The sequence below is a fragment of the Verrucomicrobiota bacterium genome (assembly GCA_027622555.1).
Classification (GTDB): Bacteria; Verrucomicrobiota; Verrucomicrobiia; order Opitutales; family UBA2995; genus UBA2995.
The window spans coordinates 1-25,378 of record JAQBYJ010000047.1; the positions used below are offsets into that span (position 1 = coordinate 1).

Sequence of the window (25,378 nt, forward strand, 5' to 3'; positions counted from 1 at the left end):
GCCCCCAAACCCTTCGTCTGGACCGCCAGCGCGAAGGACATTCTGGAAAAAGTAAAGCGTGCTCGAGCAAAGCTTGATATGTTACAGACTGCTTGACGCACTACACTAGCAAAGCCCTACCAGCTATTAGACCTCAAACGAATTCTTGAGGAGCTTTGCGAACCGGAACTTTAGCCTTAGGTTAATACCGAAAGCCGATAGGTCGAGTTCGACGAACCCTGACGACTGTTCATCCTCTGGAAACAATGGGTTGTTTGCAAACTTTGCAAAGCTTACCGTTTTCACGATTGGCCGATCGTATTATGGCGGCCGCGAGATTTCAAAATCGGGGTGAAAGCAAAGGTGTGGCAGGTCTCGGAGGAGACTTTCTCGGCGGATTAATCAGCGGAGACAAAAAATTCTAAACGCTTAAGCCGTTGCAGCATTCGTCCGTGCCTCGATAATCGCATCCTTCAGTTGTTGGATGATATACGGCTTAGGAAGAATACACGAGATGCCCAAGTCCTCTGCATGTTTCTCTGTAAAACCACTGGCGAAACCGGTGCTTACAATAAATGGCATGTTAGGCCTTAAGGTCATCACACAGGATGCCAGATCTATACCGGTCATTTCCGGCATATTGTAATCTGAAATAATGACATCAAAACCGTTTGGATCTTCCTGGAAAATTTCCCAGGCCTTTCGACCATCGGGAGCGACGGTTGGTTTACAGCCCAGCATGGTGAGGACATCAGAACCCATTTCACGAATGAATACCTCATCGTCGGCCAACAAAATGCGAAGGCCTTTGATTTCTGTAGATGTGAATGGGTCCATTTGATGGGTGTGGATGTTATTTATATCAAGCTTACTTGAGAACTGTTTGATTTCTTTTATTCGTCCTTCTCCAAGTAATAACCCCCTAATAAGACACAAGTTCCCAATAAATAAAGCACAAAGCTTCTACTATTTAAATTTACGAGTTTCCCCTATATACGGCGTGAGGGATAAGCCCTATGACAAAACCCACAGGAGCAGAAACGTTTCAAAATCTCTGCCTTTCCCAGTTATCCCTAGGTATGATTGAAATTGTTGAGGATCAGGTATACCAAAACTCCTGTTACCGAAACATACATCCAAATGGGAAATGTCCATTTGGCGATTCGCTTATGCTTATCGTATTGCTTCTTAATGGCGAACCAGAGCGTTAGCAGGATCAGAGGCACTACGGCTACCGACAAAATGATATGGCTTATCAAAATGAAAAAATAGAATGGCCGAATAATCCCTTCTCCCAAAAACTTACTGTCTCCGTGGTAGTTTGAGTAGATAACGTACAAAATCAAAAATATGCCCGATGAAATGGTGGCGGAAATCATCATCGTTATATGAAGCTTTTTGATTCCTCGCTTAATTGCCATAAAACCCACCAGCAAACAGCAGGCCGATATGGCATTGAAAGTGGTAAAAACAGTCGGAAGATTCGATATCCAATCAGATTCGCTCTGACCAGGTGTCTTGAAATAAATGAGCCAGAATAAAAACACCAAAATAGCGGCACTGATTCCAATTACGGTACCTATGGCTTTACCGGGTTGAGTTTCCTTATTCATGTTCTTACTTGGTCAGGGATTTTAACACATTGTGAATCAGTTTTAGCCCAAGGTGTCCGCGGAGAGTTAATATTGATTCCGGATGAAACTGAACGGCGGAATAGGGAAGGTCCTTATGCTGTATACCCATAATGATTCCGTCTTCTGTCTGGGCGGTTATTTCCAAACATTCGGGCAAGCTCGCTTTATCGGCGTAGATCGAGTGATAACGTCCTGCCCGAAAAGATTCAGGAAACCCTTCAAACAGTCCTGACTGGTTATTGCTAATCTGGGAAGGTTTACCATGCATCGGATAATCAAGTAAATTTAGATTTCCACCAAACGCCTGAACCATTCCTTGCAGTCCAAGGCATACTCCGAAGCAGGGAATCCCCTTTGCCACACAATAATTGACAACTTCTGGAACTTTGAACTCTTCGGGAGTCCCCGGACCAGGTGATATGAAAACGAGATTCGGATTGTATTCATCGATCATGGACAATGGAAACCCCGCACGGATGGTGATCACTTCTGCCTGGGCCTGGCGGAAATAATTTGCCAGCGTGTGCACAAAAGAATCCTGGTTATCGACAAAGAACACGCGCGGCTTAAAGCCTTCAATGTGAGGAACCACAAAACCTTGTTCTACGTCCCGGGTTTTGCCGGCCAGCACGTCGAGAAATGCGCTCGCTTTGGTGCGACATTCCAATTCTTCGGCAACGGGGTCTGAGTCACAAAGCAAAGTGGCCCCGACCCGGAATTTGGCCAGACCGTCTTTCATGTGAATTGTTCGGATGGTGATGCCCGTGTTCATATCTCCGTTGAAACCGATAAAGCCAACCGCCCCTCCATACCATTCCCGTGGTGAGTTTTCCAGGTCTTCAATTCGTTGCATGGCTGCCGGCTTGGGTGCTCCGGTGAGCGTGCAGGCCCACATATGAGAGAGCAAAGCATCAAATGCATCGTAACCATCCAGCAACTCACCTTCCACATGATCCACGGTGTGGAACAAGCGGGAATAAGCCTCAATCAGGCGGCGCCCGACTACTTCTACTGATCCCGGTTTGCACACACGTGATTTGTCATTGCGGTCAACGTCGGTGCACATCGTCAACTCGGCCTCGTCTTTTTTGGATGTCATCAGCTCGAGTATGCGCTCGGCATCTTCGATCGCATTATTCCCGCGAGGAGCTGTTCCCGAAATGGGGCAGGTCTCAACGGTCGTCCCTTTCACGCGCACAAACATCTCTGGTGAGGCGCCGATCAGTTGTTCATTTCCCAGATTGATTAGAAATTCATAAGGGCTTGGGTTAACAACCCGTATCTTGTCGAACAACTCGCGCGGGGTGTCTTTGGTTCCACCTTCAAAAACCTGGCTTAGCACGACTTCAAAGAAGTCTCCCTTCCGCGTGCCATTGATTATTTTTTCAACCTTTTCAGCGTACTCCCCTGGAGCATTGTCACTTGCAATTTCCTTATTCTGCGAAGGCGGCAATTCTACGTATTTGCCAGTTCGGCTTAGACCTATAGTCGAATTTGAACCAGACTTGAAATCATAATTTCTGACTTCCGCCGTTTCTTTTCGGTGGTCCACGATAAACAGCTGGTCGGGTAAGAAAAGGTGGGCATCGGCGTAATCATCCGGTCGTTCGTGTTTCAATTGAATGGGCTCGAACTGAAAAACCAGGTCATAACCAAAGGAACCGAAAAATCCCAGATACTCATCATTCGAAGAACCAAACGACTCACGAATGGATCGAAGCATGGAAAATAACCCCGGCTGTTTACTTCGTTCTTCTTCAGGAAAATAATCCGGCATTGGAACTAACTCCCCGCTCACGGAGCTTTCCCCGATTTCCAAACACTTGATGTAGGCCTTGCCTTCGATGGCTTGGCAGATCATCGGCAGGATTAGGTTGCCGCGGTCATTGAGGGCGTTGATTTCAAATTTGCGATGCCGCCCAATGATTTCAATGGGAGGCCTGATAAAACCAATGTCCCACCGACTGTAACGACCCGGGTATTCGTAGCCGCTGCAAAACAGGGCTCCTTGATTATGATCAATGGCATCAAAAGCTTCATTCAATGCTTCAGAATAAGGAAGGGCATCCGTCTCGCATATGACGGTGGTTCCTCCAGGAGTTTGATATTCGATTTTAGACATCTTGAAAGTGGTTGTATGCTTTATGTTGGTTTGTGAGTTTTGGAAAATAAAAAACGCGGTCCTTTTGGGTGGAACCGCGTAATGCATATTGAAACAGGCGGTCCTACATTTCGGACCACCACCAAAGGTTACCCATTGCGGAGCTTTGCTCATCCCTGTCGACAAACGACTCTGGAGCTTTGCTGGAATGGATTTTCTCAGGCTTCATAATTTGTCTTTTCCAGTTTGGACCCTCAAACGTCAAGCGCCAACTCCTATGGTCTACCTACCTGTGCTCAGCAATCATTCCTAAATATGGGGTGCTTTGTCCCACGCAGCAATTTTGCTGTGCAGGTATTATTGTTGATTTTATAGCAACAATTTGCCTTAAAGTAACTGAGTTCCCACCTATTATGCTGCCTGCCCAACCCAATAGAAGTTTGATGGACGGTATTCGCTGTCTGCAAATCCTGGCCGCCAACCCAGGACCTATAGGGGCCCGCGAGTTGGCACGACGGTTGAACATGGAAACCACTCGTGCGCATCGCCTGGTAAAGACTCTGGCCCATATGGGAATGGCCCGCCAGAATAGAAACTCCAAGTACATGCCGGGTCCCGCCATGCAAGTTATGGCCGCACAAAGTCTCTATTCTTCTGGCTTGATTGGAAATACTACCAAGTCGCTCTTGGATCTGCACAAAAGATTAAATTTGTTAACTGCCTTTGGCATGCTTTGGGAGCGCAACGTTTATTACTTGTATCATTTAATGCCTGGTATGTCGCCAGAAGAGGCGGTTAGTTGCATGCGTTTACAACCCGTTACTCAATCCGGCATTGGAATGATGCTACTTTCCAAAAAAACAGACGAAGAGGTTCGTGAGTTTTTTGATGGAGTTGATGAAATTCCTGCCTATACTGGCGGCGTTGAAATGGTCATTGATGAGCTTCACAAGATCAGAAAACGGGGCTACGCTTTTGTAGAAATGCATACGGGAAACAATGAGTTCTCCCTCGCAACCATGTCTCCTAACAACCTCTACACGGGAGTGGCCCTAGGAGGTGCAATTGAAGAAGGACGAATTCCTGAACTCCTCGAAGAATTAAACAAAGCCTTGGTGGTCATGTTTCCCAAGGCTCCCTGAGAGAGCTTTCTTTTCCATCCTTTATCCCATTCCACTCATTTCTCAAAACTCTTGCAGCAAGCAGCGTCCTTAAGGTGATGATATCGGTTCACTCTGAATTCATCTTTCAGAAAAGAGTGGCTTTACGCCTTGGATACAACCCGCTAACAATTTTTAGCTATTATGGTTACAATGAATATTGAATACATCGGCGATCTTCGCACGACCGCCTTACATGAACCTTCCGGAACGGTCATTCAAACGGACGCTCCCACGGATAACCAAGGCAAAGGAGAATCTTTTTCGCCTACCGATCTATGTGCAACGGCCCTGGGTTCGTGCATTATCACGACGATTGCCATCAAGGGTCTTCAAAAGGGTTGGGACCTCAAGGGCTCCACTGTGAAGGTTGAAAAAATCATGTCTTCGGATACACCTCGGCGCATTGGCCAACTGAATGTGGAAGTAAAGATTCCCGACCGTTTTAGCGATCAGGACAAAAAGCACATGCTTAATATCGCTCACGCTTGTCCGGTTCATCAAAGCCTCCATCCCGACGTTCAGTTAAACGTTTCCCTGGATTGGGTATAAACGGCTTTTTAGTTTCGATTATGACTTTCTGCTTACCGGCTCTGCTATTAATTGTTTCGTTAACTTTGGCTGGTTGCGGAGGAGAACAATCTTCTTCGGCTCACTCAAACACCTTGGTGTTTTCTCGTGGCAGTGATGCACAAAAACTTGATCCGGCAGATGTGGATGATGGCGAGTCCGTAAAAACGCTGAATCAGATTTGTGAAGGTCTAATACGCTTCAAACCCGGGACGCTCGAGCTGGAACCTTGGCTTGCTGAATCCTATTCGTTGTCCGATGACGGTCTGAAAATTACTCTCAAAATTCGCGAAGGTATTGTTTTCCACGATGGAACTCCTCTCACAGCGGAGGCAGCGGCCTTTTCTTTTCTCCGGCAAATGGATAAAGATCATCCGGGACATTTACCGGGAGCGATCTTCCAATACTGGACCTCCTTGTACAGTGATATTGAATCCGTTTCTGTCGAAGGTCCCATGACCCTCGCTTTGGGTCTCAGCCAACCCAATGCCACCATCCTTTTTTCCCTCGCGGCGTTTCCGGCTTATCTCATCAGCCCACAATCACTCATAGATTACGGGCAAGATATGGTGCAACATCCTGTTGGCACGGGCCCCTATCAATTTGATAGCTGGGAACCTAATCAAGCAATCATCCTGAAGAAGTTTGATAATTATTGGGGCGAGCCAGCTGGCTTTGATAGGCTGGTAATAAAGACCGTTCCCGAAAACGCGGTTCGACTGCTCGATCTTAAAGCAGGAAAAACCCAAGGCCTTGACGGACTTCAACCCGCTGAAGTGCAGCCACTCATTGAGGATCCGGATTTCGATGTCTACCATGAGCCCGGTATGAATTTTTGTTACCTGGCCATCAACGAAACAGCTGAACGGCTTCGAGAACCGGAAATCCGCGAAGCCATTTATATGGCTATCGATCGCAAGAAACTGGTCCGGGTCGCCTTGGATGGATTGGGTCAGGTGGCTCACTTCCCCATGGCAAAAGGTTTGTTGGGTGAACCCGCCGAATTCGATCCTGTTCCCTTCGACCCCGACACCGCTCGCGCGATTCTAAGTAAATATTCAGATCGTTGGACCAACCCCATTTCAATCAGCGTGATGAACGCAGCACGGTTGTATGCCCCGGATCCGGTAAACATGATTTCCTTGATTCGTGAAGACCTTAAACAAGTGGGTCTCACCATCGAAGTGGAAGTGCGTGATTTTAAAAACCACCTGCACCACACCCGCAATGGTCGTCATGAGCTCGGTTTCCTTGGTTGGATGGGGGATAACGGCGACCCCGATAATTTTCTCAGTATTCATCTTGGAAGCTGGGCCGCGAACATGGGCGGTGCCACAAATATCGCTTTTTATAAAAATCCCGAAATGGATCGTCTGCTCATCGAAGGTCGCAAAGCGAGTGCCTTGCGTGACCGCCAACGTATTTATGAAGAGGCTCTGGCCATTTGGCGCCACGACCTTCCCGTTCTTCCACTCGTTCACGGAGAATCTATTGTAGTTCTTCGATCCGATCTGAAAGGCTTTACTCTTTCGAAAACGGGTGACATTTATTTGGGACCCGTAAAACAGGCTACCTCTAAATAGAAACAATCATGTATATCCGCACCCTCCTTCTCTTCGTCGTTTTCACCCCTTTCGTTTTTGGGGATGAAACTGTGCCAAAAGTGGACCCAGGTCTTGTTGCATTCCGGGATCGATGCATGGCTTGCCACCTTCAAACCGGCATGGGCATTCGCGAAATGAATGCGCCTTCCATCGCCGGTCTTCCCCGGTGGTATATTTCGGATCAATTGAGGAAATTCCGCCGAGATGAGCGTGGCTTTGATGATGAAGATTCTTCAGGAAATCTCATGAAGGCCAACGCATCAGCCCTCGACGAACGCTCCATCGCTTTTCTTGGAAGACACATTGAGAACCTGCCTCCCAACCTAAACAGAAATACGCTCAAGGCTCCAGTCCTTGAAGCCGGAAAACAACTCTACCAACAAAACTGCCTCAAATGCCACGGTGAGTCCGCTGAAGGAAATCGCCAGGAGCGGGTTCCCCCGCTTACCAGCCAACAAGATTGGTATTTGTTAAGACAGATGGGGAATTTTACTTCGGCCAAACGCATTCACTTTGATTCGGACAAACTGACATTATCAGAAAAAGACATGGCCGATATTATTGCCTGGATCAGTTCTTTATAAACTCCATTCGGTCCAGTTCTTGTGCCGTATTTTCGCGGTAAATATTGTTGCTTCAGGGAGCAGTTTGAAAAGGGGATTAAACGAGAAGAAGGAGATAGCAGGAAGGAGATAGGGTCAATGTTCACAGGAAGGAGATAGGGTCAATGTTCATATTTCATATTTGACAGATTCTCCTTTCAGGATTGACCTGGTTGGATGAGCCGCAATCCACGAATCGAAAGTAGTGATGGACTTTACCATGTAATTAATCGCGGAAATTACCGTGCCTCTATTTTTGAAACAGAAGGGGCACGGCTGGCCTTTCAAACAACCCTGTTCGAAGCCTGCGAACGAAGTGGATGGCGACTTTATGCCTACTGCATTATGTCGAATCATTTCCATCTCTGTATAGGTACCCCCAAAGGAAACCTGTCTGAAGGGATGCGCTGGTTGCAGGCGACGTTTGCCGCTAGATTTCACAAGTGCCGAAAAGTGCACGGTCATTTATTTCAAGGACGTTTCAAGTCATTGGTGGTGGAACCCGGCTCGTATTGGCTTAGCTTAATAGACTACATTCATTTGAATCCACTCAATGCAGGAATTGTCGACCGTGAATCTCTTGCCAGTTACCACTGGTCGAGCCTGTGGCATTTTCCCAAACGATCCATCCGACCGTTCTTCATGGATGCTTCTTGGTTGGATTACAGCCAGGATTGTGACGATAGCAAAGGAGGATGGGTGCGTTACCTTAATACCTTAAAATTGAGGTGGGAAACAAATCCGAAGCTTCAAGCTAAACTAGAAAAACAACTGAATAGTGGCTGGTGTATAGGAAGTAAGGAATTCAAAGAGGATCTGGCTTCCGAGTACTTTTTAACAAAAGGGCCCCTGCGAATGGAGAAGAAGGAGCTGAAGGAATTTAATGAACTTCAATGGGAGAAGTTTGTTCAAAGAGCCCTTTCTGAGCTGAACTTTAGTGAAGAAGACATTTCCAAAAGCTCTTATTCAGTTCGCTGGAAACTGGCGATTGCCAATCATCTAAAAAGGAGTTCTTCGGCCCCCAACCCTTGGCTAAGTAAACGGTTGAATATGGGCGTACCCAACGCCGTGAGTAATAACTGCGGCCGTTACCAAAGAGAGGAAGAAATCCGTTGTGAATACGCGAAGCAGCTAAAGAATATGAAATATGAACATTGACCCTTTTGCGCTTCCCTGAAACGAGTACTTCCTTTCAATTGCCGAGCTGGGGCTCAGCGTTCCCGGGTATAACTTACTCTTGTCAGTTCCCTGGGTAGTGCCACTCAATGGCGGGGTGGATATGTTGTTAACGAGCGTGAAGAAATTGGGCGTCCTGATCGGGGTGTTGATGGGGGCCAGTATCTTGCTGTTTACGGCTATCCATATGCTGGAGGGAGATCCGATTGCTTTGCGTTTGAAAAATCCGGATCCGGAAACGGTGGCTGCGGAGCGGGACCGGCTTGGGTTAAATGAACCGGTTACAACCCAGTATGTAAAGTACGTCACGAGCTTCGTGCAGGGTGACTGGGGAAGGAGTCTTATTTCACAACGTCCGGTGGCGGAGGATGTATTTTCACGACTGACTGCCACACTCGAGCTGACACTGTCCGCGATGACCTTGGGCCTGTTGTACGGGATACCGATAGCATTGTTCGCCTCTTCGAGCTCGGCCTGGATTTATAGGAAAATTTCTCACGGATTGGGTGTCATAGGTGTTGTGATACCGATTTTCTGGTTGGGGTTTATCATGATCGTTGTTGGCAGTGTGTGGTTGAATATATTTCCGACGGAAGGTCGCTTTGATTACACCTTTGATAAACCCGATGTCACCGGATTCTTGATACTGGATGTTATTTTGACCGGGCGATGGGATTTGATGGGAGTGGTGTTGAGGCATTTATTTCTGCCATCGTTTTGTTTATCGTTCTATCCAGCTGCGGTGGTGATCAACGTGATTCATCCGCGTCTGCAGGATCCTGTAACGCGGAACCTGATTGTCGCTCTCAAGGCCCGCGGTTTTGGACCGGTTCGCTTGTGGCTAAAACACTTATTGAAACTAACCGGTGCACCTTTGATAACCGCGTTGGGAACCAATTTTGGCGCCCTGCTTGGCGGTGCAGTTTTGACTGAAACCGTGTTTTCCTGGCCTGGCATGGGGAGTTTTCTGGTGGGAGCTATTTTGGAGAAGGATCTCTTCGTCATAGAACATGGATTTCTGTTTATTATACTGCTCGTTTTTGCGGTGGTTTCGGTTGCCGATACAATAGCGAATACCATGGATCCAACACTGAGTGGAGGCGATTCATGAAGAAGAATCGCTTGTTCGATGCTCTACTGTGGCTTGTGCTTTTATGGGCCTTTATCGGACTTTTTTACACACCGTACGATCCGCAATCCCAAGCCTTCACCGAGGATCGACTCACAGGTCCAACCGCCAGCCATTTGTTGGGAATCGATGGCCTTGGTCGTGATCTGTTCAGCAGAATCTGGTTAGGGTCTGGTCACTCGATAGGCATGGGCGTTCTGGCAACCTTGGGAAATCTTTCGCTTGCCGGTCTTCTGCTATTCCTTGAGCAAAAATCGCCAGGCTGGGTAAGTCGTTTTTTACTCTCGTTCATATCAGGTTGGTTGGCCATTCCCGTGTTGTTCATCGCGCTCTTATTGCTCGTTTACTTTGATCAAGGGCCCCGAACCCTCATTGTGGCCGCTGCGTTGGGAAACGTGCCATTTACCTTCCGTCAGTTGCGAGTGCTTTGGCGTCACCAGCGCGAAACCCTCTACGTTCAGGCCAGCAGGGTATTGGGTTCGCGGTCCTGGAATTTATTTCGCAAAACCATCTGGCCAAACTTGCGGCCCGATGTGGTCGGGCTCAGTAAACTCATCTTTGCGTTTTCCCTCCTTGAGGTAAGTGGACTGGCCTTTCTTGGACTGATCGGTGATCCCGACTTTGCAGAACTCGGATCCATTCTTCGTCAGAACAAAAGCTACCTGCTTGCCGATCCGTGGCAGGTCATTTGGCCCGGAGCATTTTTATCCGCCGTTTTGTGGTTGGTTCAGCTATCCAGATCCGAAGCGGAATAGGGGCTACCCCGAATGACACTAAGTTAAGCAGAATTCGGACAAATCTACACTCAGCTTCCGTTTGAGGGGGTCAAACCTTGAATCGGTTGACTAAGCAAGCTTTGTCAAGATTCCAAGGATCAGCCGTCGCCCAAGGGCTATGGCTAGACATGATGACCCCGACGCCCAACTTGATGCGATAATTTATAAATAACCTGGCCTAACCTAGTTCCCTTCAGGTCCGACCAACAGCTATCAAAAAATGGTGGGGCTTGATCGCCGAGCGAGCCGTCCTGCAATCTGCGCCCTCAGTCTCCGCACTAGGCTACACCCTGACACCGTCGGCGAGGTCGCCCTACCTGAGTCAGTGGTATTGTTCAGGTGCGGAGTTTGATCCTGGACTCAGATTATTTTTCTAAAAACGGTTCCAAATGTTTCCAGACCAAGTCCTTAATAATCACGTGGCCCTCAGGATTGGGGTGAATACCGTCTGCTTGATTCAGGCCCTCAATGCCCCCTACGCCTTCCAAGATAAAAGGAATCAAGTAGGCTCCCGTTTCTTCGGCGACTTCTGCAAATGCCGATTTGAATTCCCCGGCATAATCGGGTCCCATGTTGGGCGGGACTTGCATGCCCGCCAGAATGGTTTGTGCCTCCGGGTATTTTTCTTTCACTCGTTTGAGAATGGCGGTGAGGTTTGTTTTGGTGGATTTAACTGATTGACCACGCAAACCATCATTGGCCCCCAACTCTAAAACAAAAATGTCAATGGGTCTTTTGAGTAGCCAATTAATCCGGCTTAACCCACCAGCTGAGGTTTCGCCACTGACGCCCGCATTCATGACCCTGTAGGCGAAACCTTCCTCGTCGAGCTGGTCCTGAATTAAGGCCGGAAACGCACGATCGTTACCAACACCGTAGCCAGCCGTTAGGCTGTCGCCCATAAAGACAATCGTCTTATCTGCAGATAAGGAATGAAATCCGAACGTAATTAACGTAAGGAGAAGGATAGTTTTAACACTTAAAATGAAACCTTTCACAGGAGCTTCGTGACAGACATGACAAACTAAGGTTCACTTTTTCCAAGGTTTCGAGATTATTAGCACGAAGAATTATTTGGCTTCCACCTATGGACATACTTCAAGTTACAAACGTATTTAAGACTTTCAAAACTGAAAGCCACGAAGTCCCTGTACTTCGGGACGTCACTTTTTCCATCGAGAAAGGCAGTCGCTGCTCCATTCTCGGGCCTTCCGGAAGCGGCAAGACCACCTTGCTCGGCCTCTGCGCCGGATTGGATCGCCCCTCCCGGGGAAGCATCCTGCTTAATGGACATGCCCTGCATGAATCGAGTGAAGATGAGCTGGCCGAGATAAGAAACCAGGAAGTGGGTTTTGTCTTCCAGAACTTTCAGTTGATTCCTTCTCTATCGGCATTGGAAAACGTGCTCGTGCCGCTCGAGCTTCGTGGTCGATCCACTCCTCAGAAATTAGCCGAAGATCTGCTGGGACGTGTTGGCCTCGGTGACCGACTGGATCACTTTCCTGTTCAACTTTCGGGTGGCGAGCAACAACGCGTTGCCCTTGCCAGAGCGTTTATAAACAAGCCATCCATACTTTTCGCTGATGAACCAACGGGTAATCTCGATGGAGAAACCGGGGCGTTGGTTGAAGAGCTCCTTTTTGATCTGAATCGCGAATCCGGAACTACCCTGGTTCTTGTAACTCACAATCTGGATCTGGCCCGCAAGACGGAGCGTATTTATAAAATCCATCAAGGCGCAGTCGAAGGATCCGACTCCTTATGAAGCAGACTTCCCAAGGCCCATCCTGGAAATGGGTGTTATTAATGAGTTGGCGGGACAGCCGTCGCAACCGGCTGAAGTTAGTACTCTTCGTTCTGTCGATCGTCTTTGGTCTGGCTGCGATGGTAGCGATTCGCGGATTCCGCACGAATGTTGAAGATGCGATTCAGGCACAATCCAAGGAGTTGCTGGGTGCGGATGTCGAGTTTCATTCCAATGCGCCTTATTCCGATGAAATGGAAAGCTTTATTAGTGATCTTGGAGGAAAGCGGGTGGACGAAGTTCGTATGTCAACGATGGCGCTCTTTGAATCCAACGGAGGTAGTCGGTTGGTTCAAGTTCGTGCCTTTGAGCGGGCGTTTCCGTTTTATGGCGTTCCTGAAACACGTCCCGAAGGTATCATCGAGCGTTTTCACGATGGCCGCTATGTGATGATGGAAGAAAGCCTGATGTTCCAATTCTCCGTTGCAGAGGGCGATCGGGTAAAAATAGGGGAGATTTATTTTGAAGTGCTAGGGATAGTAGATCGCATTCCAGGTGAGTCCAATCTTACCGGTTGGGTGGCGCCTCGGGTTTATATTTCAAAAAATAATCTCGAAGCAACCGGGCTCCTTCAATTTGGCAGCCGGGTTTCTTACCGCGCGTATGTTCAACTTGAAAATGCAGTTACCATTGATGCCGATCTTGGTAGAGAGCGTGGGTTTTTTCGCGAGAACCGCGTTTCGTATGACACGGTAAAAGAAGAACAAGATCAATTAGGCCGATCTTTTCAAGGCGTTGCCGATCTTCTGAATCTGATTGGCTTTATGGCTCTGATTTTGGGTGGGGTGGGTGTAACCAGTGCGGTGCATGTTTACCTCAGCGGGAAAATGGATACCATTGCCATACTGCGCTGCCTCGGAACGAAGTCATCCATCGGAGTATCCATTTTTCTTGTGCAGATTTCCGGGCTCGGATTGCTTGCGGCTTTGGTGGGTTCCCTAGCCGGCACGGCGATTCAATACTTCGTCCCTCTGGTTATTAAGGATTTCCTGCCCTTCGAATTGTTACCGCGTTTTGCCTGGGTGGATCTCTTTGTCGGTCTTCTCTTTGGTTGGCTCGTTTGCTTTTTGTTTACTCTGTTGCCGTTGTTGCCTTTGAGGAAAATATCCCCTCTTCGCGTGCTGCGAGCCGGTGTGGAGAAACCGGAAAACTTATTGAAAGATCCCTGGGTGTTAGCCGTGTTGGGCGCGTTGGGAATTACCATCTTTGGTTTTGGATTAGTTCAGACAGATAAGGAAAAAATGTACCTGGCGTTTTGCGGAGGCCTTGTGGCGGTGTTAGCAATATTGGCTCTGATTTCCTGGTTGTTTCTCAACGGGGTAAAGAAATTGGTGCCAAAACGCTTACCGTTTGCCTGGCGTTATGGCATCGCAAATTTGTATCGGCCCAATAATCGGACCTTGTTAATGATTACATCGCTCGGCCTCGGATTTATTATTGTGCTTACCCTTTTCCTCACCAAAGAGGCGATTCTGGACCAGTTGATCGTTGATCGTGGAGCTAATGCGTCGAACATGATCTTTTTCGACATACAGTCCGAGCAGCTCGAGGGAGTTACTCAGGTGATAAATGAAAACGAATTACCTATCATAGAAAAGGCACCGCTGGTGAATATGCGGATCACAGAGGTTAATGGAAAAACGGTACAGGAAATTTCTCGAGGTGATCGAGATCGAGATCGAGATAGAGATAGAGGCAAGGACCAAGCGAGAAACGAAGAGTCAAGCCGTCCGGAATCGTGGACCTTGCGCCGAGAATACCGGTCAACCTACAGAGACCATCTCACCGATTCCGAAACCTTGATCGAAGGTGTGTTTACCGGGGCATCTTCCATGGATGTCGACTACGTGCCGGTTTCGATTTCCAAGGGATTGTCCGAAGACATGAAGCTCGGTATAGGTGACAAGCTTGTATTCGATATCCAGGGACTGCCGTTGGATGTAGAGATAACCAGCATTCGCGAAGTGGACTGGAATCAAGTCAGGGCTAATTTCTTTTTCGTATTCCCAACGGGTGTTCTCGAGGAAGCGCCTTCTATGTTTATTCTGGCGACCCGTACACCTGATCCTCAGGTGACCGCGAAGGTTCAGGCGGAATTGATCACCCGTTTTCCCAATGTTTCCGTAATTGATCTACGCCTCATCCTGGCAACCGTAGATTCTATTCTAACCAAGATTGCTTGGGTCGTTCAGTTTATGGCGCTCTTTACGATATGCGCGGGGTTATTAGTCATGGCTGGAACCATCATTACCAGTCGGTATCAACGCATTCGAGAGAGTGTGTTACTGCGAACCCTTGGTGCAGACTCGAAAATAATCATTCGAATCCTGTTTATAGAATTCGCGGCAGTTGGTTTTTTGGCCGCCCTGGTTGGTGGCTTTGTTTCGGTGGGAGCCACTTGGGCCTTGATGACTTTTCTATTCAAACTACCATTGGTAATCGCCTGGGATATGGTCGTTTATGGCATGCTTTCGATGATGGTGCTTACAACGGGTACCGGACTATTAAATACCAGGGGGATAACCCATCAATCGCCCCTGGAAATCCTGCGACAAGAGTAAATTCAGGGTTCAGGGTTCAGGGGTTCCAATAACCTTCAACAAGGGGTAGGGCAATCGCGTCCTCGCGATGCCGTTTCCAGTTAGTCCAGTTACTACCTGACACCTGAACACTGACACCATAAAAATCCCCTCACTCCTCTAAAGTCACTCGGACCTTAAAACTATCCGTTTCGCCCGGTTCGACCCAATGAAGTCCCTTTTTATGTTCAGGACTGTTTGGAGGACCCATCCAGGGTTCTACGCAGTAAAACGGACTTTCGGGCGATTTTGTCCAGGTTACCACCGTCGCTCCGGGAAGGGGTCGAGCGGCGTCTGAAACCAGGATCGTCACGTCTTCCTCTCCGTTCTTAAGACCGAACTTAATGCGATTCTCTTTAAGGCGGAAATGGATTCGATCCACCAGGGCAGGATCGTCCATGGAAACTTCGCCTCCTTTGAATTCACCTGGGACCAGAGACCCGTCAGCGGCTTGGTAAACGGCTTTGGTTCCCGGCAAAACCATACGATAATGTTCGCGTTTGAAACCGGCATGCCAGGGTAGGGTAAAGTAAAAATGATGTCCGGCGCTCCATGGCATTTTTTCGTTCCCAAGATTTGAAAGGACGAACTCAACTTCGATGGCCAACATCTCGAATCGATAGAGTACCAGAAACTCATAGTCGAAGGGATACGCCTGTGCGTTTTCCCCGGTAGGAATTAGCTTCATAGCAATCGAGTTGTCATCCTGAGCGACCACCTCGAATCGACTGTCACGCGCAAAACCATGCATCGGCATCGGCAACACGTCTCCTTGTGGGGCTTTCCAGGTATGGATTTTACCCTTGTTGAAGGTGCGGGCTGAAAAAGGAAAAAGAATTGGATTACCCCCACGCACGGAGGCGGGGTTTGCCAGATCTGCATCGTCCGGCCAATGGATGACGGAGCGGGTCTGGTTGCCGGAAAGACTGAGGTCCCACTTGATAAGACGAGCACCCAGTGTGGGTAGCATGCTAAACCGGGAAGGGCCAAGCCTCCAATTGAATATTTTCTGACCCTGAATGGTTTCTTTCGATAACATGATTCAAACTTGATACTTGAAAACCTCCCTGCCAACACTTTCGAATAATCGTTCGACGATTCTTGCAATTCGGTCTATGCTTACCATGATTCAAAACTGGCTATGAGCCGATTCCCTTTTCAAATTTTAGTTTACCTCATCACTGCGTTGTCCTTAACGATCGGTTTTGCTGCTGATGTCGTGAAAGCAGAAGGAAAAGACTCAACGGATTACGAGGAGTTTGTTGGAGTTGATACCTCTGAGATGTCCAAAGAAGAATTGATTCCGTTTATAGAAGGACTGGAATTGCCAGAAGAAGGACCATTGAAGATTGCCGTCATTCCCGTCAAACGAGATATCGGAAATCCGATTTTGTATATTCTCCGCCGTTCCATCAAGGATGCAATGACCAATGGGGCAGACGTAGTGGTGCTCGACATGGATACCCCGGGAGGCCGTTTAGACACCACTTTGGAGATCATGGAAGTACTCAATGAATTTTCGGGCATTACCATTACTTTCATCAACGACGAGGCTATTTCCGCTGGGGCAATTATTTCCTCGGTAACCGACTATATCTACTTTGCTCCATTGGGAATCATGGGTGCGGCCGCTGCGGTTTCTTCCGGTGGGCAGGAAATTCCGGAAACCATGCAAGCCAAGATCAAGAGCTATTTGGATGCCCGGATTGAATCCTATAAACAGAACAACCAACTTCGAAACAAGGTCATCAAAGCGATGATGGATACCGACATTGAATTTGTTGAGGACAACATTCTTATCAGCCCCAAAGGCGAGTTGTTATCATTAACCGCTTCCAAGTCGGTGGTAAAGTTTGGCGACCCGGCCAGACCTTTAATTGCCAATGGTATCGCGGAGTCTTTGGAGGAAATTTTCGAATATGGCTTTGGTACCAAGGATATCGTCGTCACGGAATATGAACCCTTGTGGTCCGAAGATTTTGCCTCCTTCCTTGAATGGCTGACTCCTGTGCTTTTTGGTATCGGGATTGTGATGCTGGTAGTTGAGATGAAGACCCCGGCCTTTGGATTGCTGGGAGGTGTGGGCATCGGATTGATTCTTATTGCAGTATTTGGCCACAATGTCGCGGGCCTCGCGGGATTTGAGGCGATTCTGTTGCTCTTAGGAGGCGTTGTGTTGGTCGCCGTCGAGATTTTTGTCCTACCTGGAACTTTTATTTTCGGAGTTCTGGGGGTGTTTTGTATTTTGGGTGGAATGGTCTGGTCATTTGCGGACATCTGGCCAGTGGTTCCCGGCCCGGGACTGGAGCCTGTGGATTGGAAGATCAACACCGCATCTCTGGAGGCAGGTGTCATCAATCTTGCAATCAGTCTGGCAATTGCTTCTTCCGTGATCGCCGTGCTCTGGAAATATTTACCCAATTCAACCCTTCTCAGGCGAGTGGTCTCGGATGGAAGAATTGCAAACCCGAGCCCCGTGATCGTAGGAGGGGGCCGCTACGCCGACGGTGATTCACTGCCCGATATTGGAACCGAAGGGGTGGTTGTTTCCGATCTGCATCCGCTTGGGCTGGTTGAAATAAATGGCAAGCGCTTCGAAGCAACAACCTCCCTGGGCGACCTGAAAAAAGGCGACCACATTTTGGTGGTAGGATATAAGAACTACTCCCTGCTTGTGGATAAAAAGCAATAATATGACCTCGCTCGAAATAACCCTGATTGTTTTGGCTTTCCTCCTGTTTTTCCTGGAGATTTTTGCCCCCGGAGGCATTCTGGGGTTTTTAGGTGTTTGCTCTTTAATCGCTGCGGCTGCACTTGCTTATGAAACCACGGGCATTATGGGTTCGGGTGCGATTCTTGGTGGAGGTATTTTAGTGGGTATGGTCCTTTTCTTTGTAGAGATAAAATTAATAAGCAAAACTCGATTGGGAAAACGCATCCAACACCAACAGCAACAGACTGCTACGACAAAACCAGTGGGTCGGGCGGAATTAGTTGGTAAGTCCGGTCTCGCATTAACAACCATGGCGCCCACCGGAAAAATTAGAATCGGCCACGAAATTTTTGAAGCCACCTCGAATGGTGGTTTAATTAACAAGAGTGCAACCATTGAGGTGGTGCGCTCGGAACACTTAAAACTAATAGTTAAAGAGATATGATACCAGTAATCGGAGTAACCTTACCACTTATAATATCGGTCATCGCAATTGTCGCGGGCCTTGGAATTTTCTTCATCATTTTGTCGTTCATCAGTGTTTACCTGAAAGCTTGGTCTTCTGGAGCTCCAGTAAGTATGATGAATTTAATTTTCATGCGGTTCTTTAGGAAGCTGCCTTACGGGTTGATAGTCGAAGCGCGCATTACGGCGGTCAAAGCCGGCATCGACCTCTCGATCGAAAATCTCGAAACCCACTTCATGGCGGGAGGTGATATCATGCAGACCACCCTGGCGTTGATCAATGCTCAGAAGGCGGGTTTGTCTCTGGATTGGAATCAAGCCACGGTGATAGATCTGGCCACCAAGGGAACCGAGAAGTCAGTTCTTGCGGCGGTTCGCACATCGATCAATCCGATCGTCATCGATTGTCCTGAAAGATCGACTGGAAAAACCACAATCGACGGCGTTGCCAAAGACGGAATTCAAGTAAAGGCCCGGGCTCGGGTAACCGTTCGCAGTAACCTCGAGCGCTATGTGGGTAGTGCTCAGGAAGAAACGATCATCGCACGGGTGGGAGAAGGCATTATTACCACCATCGGTTCGGCAGAGTCCTACAAGTATGTTTTGGAAAACCCGGATTCCATTTCCAAGAATGTACTCAATCGCGGTCTGGATGTGGGCACAGCCTTTGAAATTATATCCATCGACATCGCCGATATCGACATTGGCGACAATATCGGAGCCCATTTACAAGAAGCCCAAGCGGAGGCGAACAAGAAGATCGCCCAGGCTCAGGCTGAAATACGTCGTGCAGCTGCGGTTGCCCTGGAACAGGAAATGAAAGCCAAAGTAGAAGAGATGAATGCAAAGCTTGTTGAAGCGCAGTCTAAGGTGCCGTTGGCAATCGCCGATGCATTTCGTGCAGGTAACTTAGGTATTATGGACTATTATCGTCTGGAGAATATTCAGTCTGATACCTCTATGCGTAAGTCCATTTCTGACAGCGATTCTTCTACTCCAGGCTCTAACCTCAGCTAATCAATTTAAACTATCATGGATTGGATCCTCAATAACCTGGAGACGGTAGTTGTCCCTATAATCATTATGATTCTGTACGGCCTGGGAAGCGCCTCTCAGAAGAAAGCGAAGCAGGAACAAGATGCCCGTGAGTCAGAGGAGAACGTCGAAATAGAGCCTGGAGAAGCGCGTCGAGTTCAGCAGATCCAGGAGGAGATTCGACGTAAAATTGCCGAACGAACAGGTAGGGCGGTTCCGCCCCCACCCCCGAAACCTGCTCCTGTCGCTCAGCCTTCGAATTATGGGCGACCACAATACAGTGAGCGAGATCAGTCTCCCCCAAAGCCTCGTACTGCGGTGCCGCCTTTGTATGATCAAAAAGCGCACCAGGCAGAAATCGAAGCAAAGATGCGAAAGGTCCGTGAGCTGGAGGCAAAAATTAAATCCAAGCCTGGTGAAGCTGAAGGATGGGGACTTGCAAAACGCCGAACTCCCAAAGGACAATTGCGCAAGGACCTGTTCAAGGATCTAGCTCATCCCTTTGGCCAGAAAAAAGCTATTCTTATTGCTGAAATCCTGGGATCTCCAGTTGGGGTCAAAGGTCCCGCTGGCTGGAAAGCGAACGTGTAATTTAAATCAGGGTACGGTTATTCTACCCAGGCCTTTAGTCTCAGGACTGAAGGTTTGCCCACTTTTGGTGTAACTTAAATTTTGACCTTCATTGAAAGCAATGGTGACTGGACCTATTTTCCTGATTTCTACTTCTTCACCCGCTGCGAGTGGAGCACTGAAAAGCCTCGTGTTCGTTTCTTTTTCAATGACCAAAACATTTACGTCACCAGACGCGATCAGCTTAATAACTTCCTCAGCTGGTTGAAGAATTTGTGTGCCAGAGGTATCAACAGCAGGGGCCTCGACGAGTTCCGGGTTTATCCCCGGACTTTCTTTGGTGATCACATTCCAGACCACGTATACGAGTAAAATAAACACGGCGAATACAGCAGCAACGGCAAGGCCGAGTTTCCAGTAAAGAGAATAATCAACCTCGGTATCGACGTCCTTTACCAGACTTGAGGAATGCGTTTCTGATCCGCCGGAGTATGAGCCTAAGGGAGCGGAAACCTCTTGTTGATATCGATCCTGCTGGGCTGGCGCATCTTTTCCGGGAGGCGAATCTGGCATGTCCAGGCGGCCCAGTAATTCACCTCTATCGCGTTTGGAGATTTTACTGCGACCTAGCTTAAATGAGGTGTAGTCGGTAGTAATCTTTACCGGATCGATGTGGAGAAACTTCGAATAGTTGCTCAAAAACCCACGCACGTAGACGTCCGGAATGCCGATATCGAATTTGTCCTTTTCGAAGCAATCCAGGAAGTCGCCGCGTATCTTGGTAGCATCGGCTGCCTCGCGAATGGAAATTCCCTTTTTTTTACGGGCTTCTTCTAGCCGTTCCCCAATAGATTGCATATCGGATTGATTAAGTGAGACCGCAGAGAAAATGCAAAGAAAATTATATTTCCTTTGGAAAACACATCCATTTTTCCTTTCGGGGGGTTACCTCGCTCCTAAAGATTCTCTAAATCCATGAGAATATCGCGTGGCTTCGACCCATTATCCGGCCCGACAATACCACGTGCTTCCATAAGGTCCATTATTCTTGCAGCGCGGTTATACCCAATTTTCAAGCGCCGTTGGAGCATTGAAGTGGATGCCCGACCGGTACCTCGCAACACGTCAATCGCAGCTGGGAACAGATCATCCTCCTCTTCTTGAAGTTCACCGATATCTTCACCGTCTTCCAGTTCAATTTGTCTTTGAACCTCTTCCACAAATTGAGGAGGGCCGTTTTGTTTGAGGAACTCTACAATATTGTTGATTTCCTCGTCTGAGACGAAACAGCCCTGGGAACGTAATAATTTTCCCGAACCGGGAGGATTAAAAAGCATGTCTCCTCGTCCAATAAGTTGCTCGGCTCCGCCTTCGTCCAATATGGTCCGACTGTCTACCTTTGAGCTGACCTGGAAGGCGATACGACTTGGAAGATTGGCCTTAATGATACCTGTGATCACATTTACAGAAGGTCGTTGAGTTGCGATGATGAGGTGAATGCCTGCTGCCCGGGCCAACTGTGCCAAACGAGCGATACCAACTTCAACATCCTGTTGAGCTACCATCATAAGGTCTGCCAACTCATCAATAATGCAAACGATGTAGGGAAATTTTTCGGGAATGAGAACATTGTCATCTCGCGGCACTTCAATGTATGGAGCTTCGGCTTCTGGAATATCGTCCATACCGAGCAAATCCTCACCAGCCATTCTATCGATGGCAGATTGTGCTTTTCTTTCGCTCGCTTCTTTACGCGACTGTTTCTGTTTATCGTTAAAGCCAGCGATGTTTCGGACCCCTAGTTTGGCAAATATCTGGTAGCGACGTTCCATTTCTGCGATCAGCCACTTTAATGCACCCGGGACCTTTTTCGGATCGGTAACAACAGGAATCATCATATGTGGGAGGTCATTAAAGACCTGCATTTCCACGATCTTCGGATCCACCATGATAAACCGTATATCCTCAGGACTCGAATGGTAGACGAGCGAAGCGATAATGGTGTTAATACATACGGTTTTGCCGGATCCCGTGGCACCGGCTACGAGTAGGTGAGGCATCTTTGTAAGGTCGGCGATGAGAGGCCGTCCGCTTACTTCCTTGCCTAAAGCTATTGGTATCTCGGCAGTGGAGTTTTCCCAGTCTTCCGACTCAATAATATCGCGAAGGTAAACTGCTTCCGGTCTTTTGTTCGGAACTTCAATTCCGACGGTACCCTTGCCTGGAACCGGTGCCTGGATCCGAACCGCGAGAGCTTTGAGCCCCAGTGCGATATCGTTTTCAAGCCCCAGAATTTTCCCAACTTTAACTCCAGGAGCGGGATGCACCTCGTAGCGCGTGATAACCGGTCCGGTATGAACCTCACCCATCCGTACGCTTACTTTAAAGTTGGCCAGTGTTTGAATTAGAGCTGCGGCTGTTGCTTCATGCTCACTCTTATCTAACGCATGATCTTTTTCCGGAGGATCTTTTAAAAGCGCGAGAGTAGGAAAGATGTAATTCCCCTGCTTTTGAGGAACGGATTTTTTTAGCGCCTTTCGCATTGCCTGCGTGGCAACAATTTTTAGTGGCGTGTCAGGTGCCTCTTTTTTCGAGAAACCTTCACCGTGAACTCGAATCTGTAAGGACTTCCCTTTTTCGACCGGTGTTGCTGGATCCGAAGTTTTCGGTACAATAAAATCCTCCACGTCTTCGAGCTCTATCGACTCAAGAATAGATTCTTCTTCATCTTCTTCCCGCAGTCGGAACTTGGCTGTTGTGGGCTTAACAGTTTCTGCAGTCGACGCTTCCCCGGCCAGATTATTTAAAGCTTCCTCCTTTCGACGTGCTTTTTCCTCTTTGCGTTTCAAGCGGCGTTGGGCTGCCTTTTCTCGATAGTCGATCAACCATATCTGGGAACGTTCAAGGATATGGGAAAAGTCCGATGTAAACAACAAGATGAGGCTAAGCAAAAGCGTAGCTGCCAACACAATGGATGTTCCAACCGGCCCAAACCAAGTTCGCATTCCATGAGTGTAAAAAACGTTCCCGACTAAACCTCCAAGGCCTTCAGCGTAGCTCCAATCGTTGTGGATTTCAACTTCTCTTCCTTGGAAGAAAGAATCCTGAATGAGCGCCCCCAAAGCAGACACGGAAAAAGTGTAAGCAAAAATGGCTAATATCTGGGGCCATTTCAGAAAGTGAGATTTCTTAAAAAGAGATAGGTAGCTCAACCAAAAACAAAAAAACGAAATGACCCAGGCTGAAAATCCAAACATCAATAGAGAATAAAAAGCGATATATTCTCCGAAAACGCCTACCACGAATTCGCTGGATGCATTTTCGGAAGGAGGAAGTCCGAAGGGGACTTCCTTAAACGAACTATTGTCCAAATCAAATATGATGAGGGAAATGAGCATCAGTGTGCCTATAACAAGAAAGAAAAATCCAGTTATCGGACGCGACTTACCGCTGTAAGATCCTAGTGTGGTTTTACTTGTCCCTTTGGTCTGTTTTTTGGGAGGTGCCATGGTGATTTAAGAAAAGACTAGGATTGGCAGATCGAATGACAATGGGTGGCATTGTGTTTTGACGCTAGATTAACAACTTTTTATAATCTATAAGCTATTGATATTCAACAGAAAGATAGCAGGTTGCCGCACAAGTGAATCAAGGCCATATTAACCCTAGGATGGTGATAGATGAGATGTTGGATGAAAGTTTAATCTTTAGGACTCCAAAAATTGGCTTTGGATCATTAAGAAATACAACCATAGTGGTTTTTCTTTGAATTAAAAGTATCTATTCTGAACTTTACGAAATCATGTCATCACCCATCGTTTTTAAACCTCTTTACATGGAACGCGTATGGGGTGGTCGAGGCCTCGAGAAAAAGTTAAATCGCACGCTCCCTGCCGAAAAATTGATTGGCGAGAGTTGGGAAGTTGTGGACCGACCTGAAGCGCAATCAATCGTGTTATCTCCACCTTATACTGATTTGACCATTCGTGAACTGCTTCAGAACCATGCCGGTACAGTGATGGGTCCAGCCTACGATTCCGAAAAGCCATTTCCGATTCTTATTAAGTGGTTGGATTGTCAGGAGAAATTGAGCCTGCAGGTTCATCCTCCTGCTCGCGTCGCCAAGAAATTCAACGGTGAACCCAAGACCGAGAATTGGTATATTGCCGATGCAGAGGAAGGCTCGGAAATGATGGTCGGATTGAAAAAAGGGGTTACGCGAGAGACTTTTGAAGCTGCTTTGAAAAACGGGGAACTGGAACCGTTGATTCATAAACCAATCGTTGAGGCTGGTGATTCCATATTTGTATGGAGCGGGAGAATTCATGCGATTGGTGGCGGAAACTTCATTCTGGAAATCCAACAAAACTCGGATACGACTTACAGAGTCTACGACTGGGGGAGATTGGGACTCGATGGGAAACCACGGGAGCTGCATGTGGAGGAATCAATGGAATCTATCGCGTTTGACGATTTTGAGCCAGAGCCGCTGCGCAACACACAACCGGGAGATACCTTGGCCGATTGTAATGAATTTCGCATTCGAAAAGAAAAGGTAGAGGCTGGAAACAGCCTTCGTTTTCCTGACAAAACTCCGCCGGTTTTAATCAGTGTAGTTTTTGGTAATATCGAAGTTCAAGGAAAGGATCGAAGTCTTTTCCAGAAAGGGGATACCTTTTTACTTCCTTATCAGGGTGACTTTGAAGTGACGTCTTCGGCTACTGCCGAGTTACTTATAACGGATCACTTTGCGTAGAAAGTCGGTTGCCACTCAATTTTTGGGATCTTTGAGCCCAAAATAAGTGTATAACGATTGCTTGAACTTGTAAGGATAACTCGTTTCCTTAGCGGGTCCTAATTATGAAAGAAGAGGAAATAAACAATACATTGGAAGAAGAAATGGAAACACCGGAAGGGGAAGAAGCTGCCGTGGAGTCGTCTGAATCAGAGGAATCACCTATCACAGAGGACACGACTGATGATGTGAAGGAACTTTCAATTGAGGAGTTACTGGAAAAGAGCCGTCAGGAAAAAGAAGACCTTTACGAAAAGGTGCTTCGGGCTGCAGCTGATTTCGAAAATTTCCGAAAACGCACTATTCGGGAAAAAGAAGAGCTTCGAAAATTCGCTTTATCGGGACTGATTGAGGATCTGTTGCCTGCCTTGGATAACCTGGAACTGGGTCTCATGTCTGCAGACAACCATCCAGAAGCGAAAGCCATTTCAGAAGGATTTCGCATGGTTGCCCAACAACTGGGTTCTATACTTCAAAGCAACGGTTTGGAATGTGTTGATCCTGTAGGGGAAGTCTTCGATCCGAATTTCCATGAAAGTGTCGCGTTTCAGCCGAGTGATGAAGTGGAAGATCACAAGATCATTCAAGTGGTTCGAAAAGGCTACTCGCTGAACGGGCGTATATTAAGAGCTGCCAATGTAATTGTATCCAGCGGCCCCGCTACAGAAGAAGATGGAGAAAGCTAG

Annotated in this window: 22 protein-coding genes and 1 pseudogene; 16 read left to right on the plus strand and 7 right to left on the minus strand. The window is 47.7% G+C overall.

Going from position 1 to position 25,378, the window contains the following annotated elements; genetic code table 11:
* Positions 1 to 263: 263 nt before the first annotated feature.
* Positions 264 to 404, plus strand: a pseudogene (locus O3C43_13200) (TIGR00266 family protein).
* 4 nt (positions 405 to 408) lie between these two features.
* On the opposite strand, the gene O3C43_13205 reads toward O3C43_13200, so the two are convergent.
* From O3C43_13205 to O3C43_13215, 3 genes are all read right to left on the minus strand, one after another.
* Complete coding sequence (locus O3C43_13205) at positions 409 to 816, minus strand: response regulator (protein MDA1067450.1); 408 nt, start codon at positions 814 to 816, stop codon at positions 409 to 411.
* Positions 817 to 1,052: 236 nt separating this feature from the next.
* On the minus strand, positions 1,053 to 1,592 hold the full coding sequence (locus O3C43_13210) for a DUF420 domain-containing protein (protein ID MDA1067451.1): 540 nt from the start codon (positions 1,590 to 1,592) through the stop codon (positions 1,053 to 1,055).
* Between the two features lie 4 nt (positions 1,593 to 1,596).
* Positions 1,597 to 3,735, minus strand: a complete 2,139-nt coding sequence (locus tag O3C43_13215; GenBank protein ID MDA1067452.1) for an anthranilate synthase component I — start codon at positions 3,733 to 3,735, stop codon at positions 1,597 to 1,599.
* A gap of 392 nt (positions 3,736 to 4,127) precedes the next feature.
* On the opposite strand from O3C43_13215, the gene O3C43_13220 reads away from it, so the two are divergent.
* From O3C43_13220 to O3C43_13250, 7 genes are all read left to right on the plus strand, one after another.
* Positions 4,128 to 4,856 carry a helix-turn-helix domain-containing protein gene (locus tag O3C43_13220; GenBank protein ID MDA1067453.1) on the plus strand — a complete coding sequence of 243 codons (729 nt, stop codon included), beginning with the start codon at positions 4,128 to 4,130 and terminating at the stop codon, positions 4,854 to 4,856.
* A gap of 162 nt (positions 4,857 to 5,018) precedes the next feature.
* Positions 5,019 to 5,426: an OsmC family protein gene (locus tag O3C43_13225; GenBank protein ID MDA1067454.1), complete on the plus strand. Its 408-nt coding sequence runs from the start codon at positions 5,019 to 5,021 to the stop codon at positions 5,424 to 5,426.
* 20 nt (positions 5,427 to 5,446) lie between these two features.
* Positions 5,447 to 7,027 (plus strand): ABC transporter substrate-binding protein, encoded by a 1,581-nt coding sequence (locus tag O3C43_13230; GenBank protein ID MDA1067455.1) that lies wholly within the window; start codon positions 5,447 to 5,449, stop codon positions 7,025 to 7,027.
* 8 nt (positions 7,028 to 7,035) lie between these two features.
* Entirely contained in the window at positions 7,036 to 7,632 is a 597-nt protein-coding gene (locus O3C43_13235; protein ID MDA1067456.1) for a c-type cytochrome, read from the plus strand.
* Between the two features lie 195 nt (positions 7,633 to 7,827).
* A complete protein-coding gene (locus O3C43_13240; protein MDA1067457.1) occupies positions 7,828 to 8,808 on the plus strand; it encodes a transposase in 981 nt (326 codons plus the stop codon).
* Between the two features lie 79 nt (positions 8,809 to 8,887).
* Positions 8,888 to 9,937, plus strand: a complete 1,050-nt coding sequence (locus tag O3C43_13245) for an ABC transporter permease (GenBank protein ID MDA1067458.1) — start codon at positions 8,888 to 8,890, stop codon at positions 9,935 to 9,937.
* Positions 9,934 to 10,710 (plus strand): ABC transporter permease, encoded by a 777-nt coding sequence (locus O3C43_13250; protein MDA1067459.1) that lies wholly within the window; start codon positions 9,934 to 9,936, stop codon positions 10,708 to 10,710. Before O3C43_13245 ends, O3C43_13250 begins: the two co-directional genes overlap by 4 nt.
* A gap of 386 nt (positions 10,711 to 11,096) precedes the next feature.
* Here O3C43_13250 and O3C43_13255 read toward each other — a convergent pair whose 3' ends face one another.
* Positions 11,097 to 11,633 carry an arylesterase gene (locus O3C43_13255; GenBank protein MDA1067460.1) on the minus strand — a complete coding sequence of 179 codons (537 nt, stop codon included), beginning with the start codon at positions 11,631 to 11,633 and terminating at the stop codon, positions 11,097 to 11,099.
* Between the two features lie 185 nt (positions 11,634 to 11,818).
* Here O3C43_13255 and O3C43_13260 point away from each other — a divergent pair, with 185 nt between their 5' ends.
* Both O3C43_13260 and O3C43_13265 read left to right on the plus strand, forming a co-directional pair.
* The gene (locus O3C43_13260; GenBank protein ID MDA1067461.1) at positions 11,819 to 12,496 is read left to right on the plus strand and encodes an ABC transporter ATP-binding protein; all 678 of its coding nucleotides are present in this window, start codon (positions 11,819 to 11,821) and stop codon (positions 12,494 to 12,496) included.
* Positions 12,493 to 15,096 (plus strand): ABC transporter permease, encoded by a 2,604-nt coding sequence (locus O3C43_13265; protein MDA1067462.1) that lies wholly within the window; start codon positions 12,493 to 12,495, stop codon positions 15,094 to 15,096. The genes O3C43_13260 and O3C43_13265 overlap by 4 nt, the downstream gene beginning before the upstream one ends.
* A 130-nt stretch (positions 15,097 to 15,226) precedes the next feature.
* On the opposite strand, the gene O3C43_13270 is transcribed toward O3C43_13265, so the two are convergent.
* On the minus strand, positions 15,227 to 16,153 hold the full coding sequence (locus tag O3C43_13270) for an aldose epimerase (protein MDA1067463.1): 927 nt from the start codon (positions 16,151 to 16,153) through the stop codon (positions 15,227 to 15,229).
* A gap of 102 nt (positions 16,154 to 16,255) precedes the next feature.
* On the opposite strand from O3C43_13270, the gene O3C43_13275 reads away from it, so the two are divergent.
* From O3C43_13275 to O3C43_13290, 4 genes are read left to right on the plus strand one after another with little or no spacing between them, the layout of a single operon-like run.
* A complete protein-coding gene (locus O3C43_13275; GenBank protein MDA1067464.1) occupies positions 16,256 to 17,806 on the plus strand; it encodes a hypothetical protein in 1,551 nt (516 codons plus the stop codon).
* 1 nt (position 17,807) lies between these two features.
* Positions 17,808 to 18,272, plus strand: coding sequence for a hypothetical protein (locus tag O3C43_13280; GenBank protein MDA1067465.1), 465 nt, complete (start codon positions 17,808 to 17,810; stop codon positions 18,270 to 18,272).
* Complete coding sequence (gene floA / locus O3C43_13285) at positions 18,269 to 19,309, plus strand: flotillin-like protein FloA (GenBank protein MDA1067466.1); 1,041 nt, start codon at positions 18,269 to 18,271, stop codon at positions 19,307 to 19,309. Before O3C43_13280 ends, floA begins: the two co-directional genes overlap by 4 nt.
* Before the next feature lie 15 nt (positions 19,310 to 19,324).
* Positions 19,325 to 19,918: a hypothetical protein gene (locus O3C43_13290; GenBank protein ID MDA1067467.1), complete on the plus strand. Its 594-nt coding sequence runs from the start codon at positions 19,325 to 19,327 to the stop codon at positions 19,916 to 19,918.
* Positions 19,919 to 19,924: 6 nt separating this feature from the next.
* Here the strand turns inward: O3C43_13290 and O3C43_13295 are convergent, their stop codons facing one another.
* Positions 19,925 to 20,755 carry a helix-turn-helix domain-containing protein gene (locus O3C43_13295; protein ID MDA1067468.1) on the minus strand — a complete coding sequence of 277 codons (831 nt, stop codon included), beginning with the start codon at positions 20,753 to 20,755 and terminating at the stop codon, positions 19,925 to 19,927.
* A 98-nt stretch (positions 20,756 to 20,853) separates the two neighbouring features.
* A complete protein-coding gene (locus tag O3C43_13300; GenBank protein ID MDA1067469.1) occupies positions 20,854 to 23,406 on the minus strand; it encodes a DNA translocase FtsK in 2,553 nt (850 codons plus the stop codon).
* Positions 23,407 to 23,699: 293 nt separating this feature from the next.
* Here O3C43_13300 and O3C43_13305 point away from each other — a divergent pair, with 293 nt between their 5' ends.
* Together O3C43_13305 and grpE are read left to right on the plus strand one after the other, a co-directional pair.
* Positions 23,700 to 24,653, plus strand: coding sequence for a class I mannose-6-phosphate isomerase (locus O3C43_13305; GenBank protein ID MDA1067470.1), 954 nt, complete (start codon positions 23,700 to 23,702; stop codon positions 24,651 to 24,653).
* A 104-nt stretch (positions 24,654 to 24,757) separates the two neighbouring features.
* The gene (grpE, locus tag O3C43_13310) at positions 24,758 to 25,378 is read left to right on the plus strand and encodes a nucleotide exchange factor GrpE (protein ID MDA1067471.1); all 621 of its coding nucleotides are present in this window, start codon (positions 24,758 to 24,760) and stop codon (positions 25,376 to 25,378) included.

What these genes read in the sequence shown, in the direction of transcription:
- O3C43_13205 (MDA1067450.1), bottom strand. Translation starts at nt 816, where the DNA reads ATGGACCCATTCACATCTACAGAAATCAAAGGCCTTCGCATTTTGTTG.
- O3C43_13210 (MDA1067451.1), bottom strand. Translation starts at nt 1,592, where the DNA reads ATGAATAAGGAAACTCAACCCGGTAAAGCCATAGGTACCGTAATTGGA.
- O3C43_13215 (MDA1067452.1), bottom strand. Translation starts at nt 3,735, where the DNA reads ATGTCTAAAATCGAATATCAAACTCCTGGAGGAACCACCGTCATATGC.
- O3C43_13220 (MDA1067453.1), top strand. Translation starts at nt 4,128, where the DNA reads ATGCTGCCTGCCCAACCCAATAGAAGTTTGATGGACGGTATTCGCTGT.
- O3C43_13225 (MDA1067454.1), top strand. Translation starts at nt 5,019, where the DNA reads ATGGTTACAATGAATATTGAATACATCGGCGATCTTCGCACGACCGCC.
- O3C43_13230 (MDA1067455.1), top strand. Translation starts at nt 5,447, where the DNA reads ATGACTTTCTGCTTACCGGCTCTGCTATTAATTGTTTCGTTAACTTTG.
- O3C43_13235 (MDA1067456.1), top strand. Translation starts at nt 7,036, where the DNA reads ATGTATATCCGCACCCTCCTTCTCTTCGTCGTTTTCACCCCTTTCGTT.
- O3C43_13240 (MDA1067457.1), top strand. Translation starts at nt 7,828, where the DNA reads ATGAGCCGCAATCCACGAATCGAAAGTAGTGATGGACTTTACCATGTA.
- O3C43_13250 (MDA1067459.1), top strand. Translation starts at nt 9,934, where the DNA reads ATGAAGAAGAATCGCTTGTTCGATGCTCTACTGTGGCTTGTGCTTTTA.
- O3C43_13255 (MDA1067460.1), bottom strand. Translation starts at nt 11,633, where the DNA reads ATGGGCGACAGCCTAACGGCTGGCTACGGTGTTGGTAACGATCGTGCG.
- O3C43_13260 (MDA1067461.1), top strand. Translation starts at nt 11,819, where the DNA reads ATGGACATACTTCAAGTTACAAACGTATTTAAGACTTTCAAAACTGAA.
- O3C43_13265 (MDA1067462.1), top strand. Translation starts at nt 12,493, where the DNA reads ATGAAGCAGACTTCCCAAGGCCCATCCTGGAAATGGGTGTTATTAATG.
- O3C43_13270 (MDA1067463.1), bottom strand. Translation starts at nt 16,153, where the DNA reads ATGTTATCGAAAGAAACCATTCAGGGTCAGAAAATATTCAATTGGAGG.
- O3C43_13275 (MDA1067464.1), top strand. Translation starts at nt 16,256, where the DNA reads ATGAGCCGATTCCCTTTTCAAATTTTAGTTTACCTCATCACTGCGTTG.
- O3C43_13280 (MDA1067465.1), top strand. Translation starts at nt 17,808, where the DNA reads ATGACCTCGCTCGAAATAACCCTGATTGTTTTGGCTTTCCTCCTGTTT.
- floA (MDA1067466.1), top strand. Translation starts at nt 18,269, where the DNA reads ATGATACCAGTAATCGGAGTAACCTTACCACTTATAATATCGGTCATC.
- O3C43_13290 (MDA1067467.1), top strand. Translation starts at nt 19,325, where the DNA reads ATGGATTGGATCCTCAATAACCTGGAGACGGTAGTTGTCCCTATAATC.
- O3C43_13295 (MDA1067468.1), bottom strand. Translation starts at nt 20,755, where the DNA reads ATGCAATCTATTGGGGAACGGCTAGAAGAAGCCCGTAAAAAAAAGGGA.
- O3C43_13300 (MDA1067469.1), bottom strand. Translation starts at nt 23,406, where the DNA reads ATGGCACCTCCCAAAAAACAGACCAAAGGGACAAGTAAAACCACACTA.
- O3C43_13305 (MDA1067470.1), top strand. Translation starts at nt 23,700, where the DNA reads ATGTCATCACCCATCGTTTTTAAACCTCTTTACATGGAACGCGTATGG.
- grpE (MDA1067471.1), top strand. Translation starts at nt 24,758, where the DNA reads ATGAAAGAAGAGGAAATAAACAATACATTGGAAGAAGAAATGGAAACA.